Below are 6,394 nucleotides of genomic sequence, written 5' to 3'. Positions count from 1 at the left end.
ATCTGGGCGCAGAGCTTTGAACAGCTGCAGGTGATCCCGCTGCTCGTCGTCTATCCGTTGACCTTCCTGGGCGGCGCCTTCTATTCGCTCGACATGCTGCCGGCCGCGTGGCGCGCGGTGACGCTGTTCAATCCCGTCGTCTATCTGATCAGCGGCTTTCGCTGGACCTTTTTCGGACAGGGCGACGTGGCGATCGAGGTCAGCATGGGCGCGGTGGCGCTCTTTCTGGCGCTGTGCCTCGGCCTGATCTTCTGGATGTTCCGCACGGGCTACCGGCTCAAGAACTGAGGGCGTGCATGGCGAGCGTCAAGATCGCTAAGGAGTAAGCGGAGATGAAAACTCCAAAGATTCTGTTGGCAGGTTTGGCGTTCTTCCTCGTTCCTACAACAGCCGACGTAGAGGCCGAAGAACGCGCGGCGTGTGCCTATGACCGAAACGCCATACTGCAACTTGATCCGAATATGTTCGATCAGGATGACAAGGCCGGTTGGCGAGAGCTCGCCAATCGAGACGGATGCCAAGCTGCCGCCGCTGATGCGATCGCATTATATATCGAAAGTCACCGAGAAACATTGGTGCGACAGTGGCAGCTGCCTTCCTTCAAATGGCACGAGGCGCAGCTCCGCGGTTTCGCAGGCCACTCGCCTGATGCGCCAGTCGATCAAGCCGGAGAAGGGCCCCGAGGGCTTTGAAGGCTGGACCGACTACGCGCTGCCTTGGAACCAATATGTCTTGGCAACGATCGCGTTTCTGGAGGGAGACATGGATGCGCTGAAGGAGGCGCGGGACCGTCTTGCCAACTCGCCCATGCCGCCGGGTTTCGATACACTTGATCGATCGCAGGTCAGTGTCCCGCCGTCTTGGCCGCAGAATCTCGATGTGGTCGATGGATTGATCGCCTGCTTTGGGCAACCATATCAGGAAGCATATGGGAGTGCGCATTGTCGGGATGTCGGCAAGCAGGAAGCGCGGCGCAAGCATTGAGCCCCCGCGCTCCGTTGATTGACAGGAAGGCCGCAGAAAAATCCCGCGAAACCGGTCTTTTCTGCGGCTGGCTTTGGCTTGGCCGTTCAGCCGTTCAGCCGCTCGCGCATTTCCTTGCCCGGCTTGAAATAGGGCACGCTCTTGGCGCTTACCGCGACCGGCGCGCCGGTGCGCGGATTGCGCCCGGTGCGCGACTCGCGTTCGCGGGTCGAGAAGGCGCCGAAGCCGCGCAGCTCGACGCGGCCCCCCGCCGCAAGCTGCTCGACGATAGCATCGAAGAATTCATCGATGATGCGTTCCACCTCTTCGAGGCGCAAATCGCTGTTTTCACTCGCGATCATTTGAACCAGTTCCGACCGGATCATCAGCTTCCCCTAGTTATCACGCGCGCCCCACGGGCGCAGGCCATCCGGTCTTTGCCGGTTCCACAGCGTGAGGACCCCTCCCAACGCGGCATGGAACCTATCATGATTCAGGGTTCTTTCAAAACATATCGCTGAAAGAAAAAGGCCCGCAGAGGGACACTCTGCGGGCCTTTTGTTTCGCCGTAAAAGCGGGGAAGGATTAATCCTTCTTGCCGGCCTTCAGCGCTTCGCCGAGGATGTCGCCGAGCGACGCACCCGAATCCGACGAACCATATTGTGCGACGGCTTCCTTTTCTTCGGCGATCTGCATCGCCTTGACCGAGAAGCTGGGCTTCTTCGAACGATCGAAGCCGGTGACCATCGCGTCGAACTTCTGACCGACCTGATAGCGTTCGGGACGCTGTTCGTCGCGGTCGCGGCCGAGGTCGGCGCGCTTGATGAAGCCGGTGGCGCCATCTTCGCCGGCCTGGACTTCGAGGCCGTTGTCGCGGACTTCGAGGACCGAGACGGTGACGACATCGTTCTTCTTCAGCGAGCCCGAAGCGGCGACGCCGCCGCCGACGGCCGGAGCACCCTTTTCAAGCTGCTTGATGCCGAGGCTGATGCGTTCCTTCTCGACGTCGACGTCGAGAACGACGACCTGCACATTCTCGCCCTTGCGGTGGAGGTGCAGTGCTTCTTCGCCCGAGATGCCCCACGCGATGTCCGACATGTGAACCATGCCGTCGACGTCGCCCGGAAGGCCGACGAACAGACCGAATTCGGTCGCGTTCTTGACTTCGCCTTCGACAACCGAGCCAACCGGATGCGCTTCGGCGAAGGCACCCCAGGGGTTCGACTGGGCCTGCTTGAGGCCAAGCGAGATGCGGCGCTTGTCGCTGTCGACTTCGAGGACGATGACGTCGACTTCCTGGCTCGTCGAAACGATCTTGCCGGGGTGGACGTTCTTCTTGACCCACGACATTTCGCTGACGTGGACCAGGCCTTCGATGCCGGGTTCGAGTTCGACGAACGCGCCATAGTCGGTGATGTTCGTGACCGTACCGGTGAGCTTCGCGCCGACCGGGTACTTGGCGGCGACGCCTTCCCACGGATCGCTTTCGAGCTGCTTCATGCCGAGGCTGATGCGCTGCGTGTCGCGATTGATGCGGATGATCTGCACCTTGACCGTGTCACCGATGTTGATGACTTCGCTCGGGTGGTTGACGCGCTTGTAGCTCATGTCGGTGACATGGAGCAGGCCGTCGATACCGCCGAGGTCGACGAACGCACCATAATCGGTGATGTTCTTGACCGCGCCTTCGATGATCTGGCCTTCTTCGAGGTTCTGGATCAGGCCCGAACGCTGTTCGGCGCGCGTTTCTTCAAGGATGGCGCGGCGCGACACGACGATATTGCCGCGGCGGCGATCCATCTTGAGGATCTGGAACGGCTGCGGCAGGTCCATGAGCGGGCCGACGTCGCGCACGGGGCGGATGTCGACCTGGCTGCCGGGAAGGAACGCCACGGCGCCGCCAAGGTCGACGGTGAAGCCGCCCTTGACGCGGCCGAAGATAACGCCTTCGACGCGGGCTTCCTTGTTGAATTCTTCTTCCAGGCGGTCCCAGGCGGCTTCGCGGCGAGCGCGGTCGCGCGACAGCATGGTTTCGCCATTGGCGTTTTCGACGCGGTCGACATAGACTTCGACTTCGTCGCCGACGTTGAGGTCGGCCTTCTGGCCGGGCATCGCGAATTCGCGAAGCGGCACGCGGCCCTCGCTCTTCAGGCCGATGTCGATCACTGCCAGGTCATTTTCGATCGCGGTCACGGTGCCCTTGACGACGCGGCCTTCAAAGCCGCCATCAGCACCACCCAGCGATTCGTCGAGCATCGCGGCGAAATCGTCGCGCGACGGAAAAGCCGTAGAGGCCATATGGGTTCTTCCTTACTTCATTTGTTCCGGCCAAGCGGTTGGTTCCGCTGGTCTTGTGGCCGATCCGTCCTGCCCGCCGGATGCAAAGCAGAACATCCTCGGGACCGGTTGGCGGCAGAAGCACGGGCAAAGCAAAAAGGGCGCGACGGGAATAACCCATCACGCCCGACGCTCGATATGGAGCGGCGGTTCGTCCGTGCCTCGACCGGCCACAAGGCCCGTCGGACGGCGCGCGTATAGTCGCGAACGCGGCTTTCGGCAAGGCGAAAAGCCCTATCGGCCGCGGGCTCCTGTCAGCCGCGCGCCTTTGTCCGTTCGGTGACGAAGGCGATGGCGGCGGCGATCGCGGCATCGCGGTCCATCGCCGAGGTGTCGAGCAGCATCGCATCGTCGGCACGGAGCAGGGGGGCGTCGGCACGGCCCGTGTCGCGGGCATCGCGAGCGCGAACATCGGCGAGCACCGCGTCATAGCCGATTTCGACCCCGCGCCCCAGCATCTCGGCATGGCGGCGGCGAGCGCGTTCCTCGGCACTCGCCGTGACGAACAGCTTGGCGTCGGCGTGCGGCGCAATCACGGTGCCGATATCGCGCCCGTCGAGCACGGCGCCGCCAGGCTGGTTGGCGAAATCGACCTGCCGCTGGAACAGCGCCTTGCGCACCGCAGGATGCACCGACGCGCGGCTGGCGAGGCTGCCCGTGCTTTCGTAGCGAAGCGCGGGATCGTCGAGCAAGGCGTCCGGAAAATCGCAGGCGACGAGGGCGTCGGCCGTCTTGTCCGGATCGCCATGATTGAGCTGCGTCTGATAGCCCACAGCGCGATAGAGCAGCCCGGTATCGAGCACGGGGAGGCCAAAATGCTCGGCAAGCGCCTTGGCGATGGTGCCCTTGCCCGACGCAGTAGGGCCGTCGACCGCGATAATCATGCCGAATCACCGCGGGTACGGCGCGCGCGGAGGGCGCGCAGCAAGCCCCAGGAAGCGATCAGCGCCCAAGCCGCTTCGAGCAGAAACGCCGCCAAGTTGAAATGAACCGACAGCGAGATCAGCAGCAAAATCGCGCCGACAAGGTTCACCGCATTGAACAGCAGCTGGTCCAGCCTCTTGGCGATGTTCGCATAGGCGAATGCAGCGATGAACAGGATGCTGCCGATGATGCCGATCGCGTTCGCGGCAAAGGAGGAGATATAGGCGCTCATATGAACTGATAACCGTCAAATCGCACGCGGAGCAGCCGGCCATCGTGGTCGAAGCCGATTTCGACCCAGCCGGGGTTGAGCGTCGCGCCGCATTCGACGGGGCCGACGTTTCCCGACACGAGCGACGGGTCGCAGTCGAACGCCACATCGGGCAGAAAGCGGCGAACCCGGGCCATCACCTCGGACTGGTCGCGCGCCGTCCCGATATCGAGCGCGCCGATCGGTCGCCCTTCGAACTCGCTTGCCTCCACCGTCTTGATCATGACACGGAGGTCGTCGGCGCCGTCTCCGTACAGAAAATGACGCACACCGGCGGCGTCGCGCCGTTCGCAGCCCTCGTCGGGGATGCAGGGCTCGTCGTCGATCGGCCGAAGTCCGCTGCCGGCGTCTGCCGCACGGCTATCGATCGGATAATCGGAAAAGCTCCGGTCGACCCGAAGCTGCGCACTGCTCGGACAATATTCGACGTCGCCGTCGCACGTCGCGCTGGTGACCGATGCCGTCGGGTCCGGCGCGCGCGTTGTATCGGCAAAGGCGCCCGCCGTGTCGGCGGTTGTCGGAAGGATGGCGCCCTGTTGCGCGCCAGCCGCGCCGGCACTCAGACTGAGGAGCGCGATCGGGGCCGCGATGGACAGGATGGGACGACGGTTCATCGCTGCAGGCCCTCCAGCAACGCCTCGAAATTGGGAAAGCTCGTTGCGACCGGTGCCATATCGTCGATCGTCACGGGGGCCTTGCTGACGAGGCCCGCGATGGCGAAGCTCATGCAGATGCGGTGGTCGAGGTGGCCGGCGATGGTCGCGCCGCCGGGCAGCGGGTCACCGCCGGTGCCGTGGATGACGAGGCCGTCCTCGCTCTCCTCGACCCGCACGCCGATCGCCGCGAGGCCCGCGGCCATGACCGACAGCCGGTCACTTTCCTTGACGCGCAGCTCGTCGAGGCCGGTCGTCACCGTCGCCCCCTCGGCAAGCGCGGCGGCGACGAAGAGAATCGGATATTCGTCGATCATGCTCGGCGCGACTGCCGGATCGACCGCGATGCCGCGGAGCAGGCTGTGGCGGACGCGCAGGTCGGCGACGGGCTCGCCGCCGACTTCGCGCGCATCGAGCAGGTCGATATCCCCGCCCATTGCCGTCAATACCTCGACCAGGCCGGCGCGGGTCGGGTTGAGCCCGACATTGGCAATGGTGACGTCCGATCCGGGGACGAGCAGCGCCGCGACGATAAAGAAGGCGGCCGACGAGGGGTCGCCCGGAACGACGATTGTCTGCGGCTGCAATTCGGCTTCGCCCATCACCGAAATCCAGCGGGTGCCGTCGGGTTCTACTTCGACGTCCAGCGTGGCGCCGAAGCCCTTGAGCATCCGTTCGCTATGGTCGCGCGTCGGCACGGGTTCGATCACGGTGGTGATTCCCGGCGTATTGAGGCCGGCGAGCAGGATCGCCGACTTGACCTGCGCCGAGGCGACCGGAAGCCGATATTCGATCGGCACCGCGGGCGCGAGGCCGCGCACCATCAAGGGAAGGCGGCCACCCGGCGAGGCCGAGATGTCAGCGCCCATCTGCGACAACGGATCGATGACGCGCCCCATCGGGCGCCCCGACAGGCTGGCATCGCCGACGAAAGTGGTCGTGATCGGATGGCTGGAAACAAGGCCCATCAGCAGGCGCGTCGAGGTGCCGCTGTTGCCCATGTCGAGCGCTTCGCGTGGCTGGAGCAGGCCGCCGACGCCGACGCCGTCGATCACCCATTCGCCCGCGCCGGTACGGTCGATGCTCGCGCCCATCGCGCGCATGGCCGCGGCGGTGGCGAGGACATCATGCCCCTCAAGCAGCCCGCTCACGCGGCTGGTGCCGACCGCGAGCGCCGACAACATCAAGGCGCGATGCGAAATGCTCTTGTCGCCGGGAATCGCGATCCTACCTTTAAGCGGAGCGG

9 protein-coding genes are annotated in these 6,394 nt (G+C 64.3%); 3 read left to right on the top strand and 6 right to left on the bottom strand.

Going from position 1 to position 6,394, the window contains the following annotated elements:
• The 3 genes from ABS88_RS23385 to ABS88_RS23375 form a co-directional block, all read left to right on the top strand.
• The coding region (locus tag ABS88_RS23385; protein ID WP_286750742.1) for an ABC transporter permease at nt 1-288 on the top strand (288 nt) is incomplete at its 5' end.
• A 44-nt stretch (nt 289-332) separates the two neighbouring features.
• The gene (locus ABS88_RS23380) at nt 333-692 is read left to right on the top strand and encodes a hypothetical protein (RefSeq protein ID WP_286750741.1); all 360 of its coding nucleotides are present in this window, start codon (nt 333-335) and stop codon (nt 690-692) included.
• Entirely contained in the window at nt 649-984 is a 336-nt protein-coding gene (locus tag ABS88_RS23375) for a hypothetical protein (protein WP_286750740.1), read from the top strand. Before ABS88_RS23380 ends, ABS88_RS23375 begins: the two co-directional genes overlap by 44 nt.
• An 86-nt stretch (nt 985-1,070) precedes the next feature.
• On the opposite strand, the gene ABS88_RS23370 is transcribed toward ABS88_RS23375, so the two are convergent.
• The 6 genes from ABS88_RS23370 to aroA form a co-directional block, all read right to left on the bottom strand.
• Nucleotides 1,071-1,349, bottom strand: coding sequence for an integration host factor subunit beta (locus tag ABS88_RS23370; RefSeq protein WP_003044209.1), 279 nt, complete (start codon nt 1,347-1,349; stop codon nt 1,071-1,073).
• Between the two features lie 199 nt (nt 1,350-1,548).
• Entirely contained in the window at nt 1,549-3,261 is a 1,713-nt protein-coding gene (gene rpsA, locus ABS88_RS23365; RefSeq protein ID WP_003044206.1) for a 30S ribosomal protein S1, read from the bottom strand.
• Between the two features lie 293 nt (nt 3,262-3,554).
• The gene (locus ABS88_RS23360; protein WP_286750739.1) at nt 3,555-4,184 is read right to left on the bottom strand and encodes a (d)CMP kinase; all 630 of its coding nucleotides are present in this window, start codon (nt 4,182-4,184) and stop codon (nt 3,555-3,557) included.
• Nucleotides 4,181-4,456 (bottom strand): CBU_0592 family membrane protein, encoded by a 276-nt coding sequence (locus tag ABS88_RS23355; RefSeq protein WP_286750738.1) that lies wholly within the window; start codon nt 4,454-4,456, stop codon nt 4,181-4,183. The genes ABS88_RS23360 and ABS88_RS23355 overlap by 4 nt, the downstream gene beginning before the upstream one ends.
• Nucleotides 4,453-5,109 (bottom strand): hypothetical protein, encoded by a 657-nt coding sequence (locus tag ABS88_RS23350; RefSeq protein WP_286750737.1) that lies wholly within the window; start codon nt 5,107-5,109, stop codon nt 4,453-4,455. The genes ABS88_RS23355 and ABS88_RS23350 overlap by 4 nt, the downstream gene beginning before the upstream one ends.
• Nucleotides 5,106-6,394: 3-phosphoshikimate 1-carboxyvinyltransferase (aroA, locus tag ABS88_RS23345; protein WP_286750736.1), on the bottom strand; the 1,289-nt coding region annotated here is incomplete at its 5' end. The genes ABS88_RS23350 and aroA, both read right to left, overlap by 4 nt.

Source organism: Sphingopyxis sp. SCN 67-31 (genome assembly GCF_001725095.1).
The sequence above is the reverse complement of the archived record's forward strand: the minus strand, read 5'-3'. Positions and strand labels throughout refer to the sequence as shown.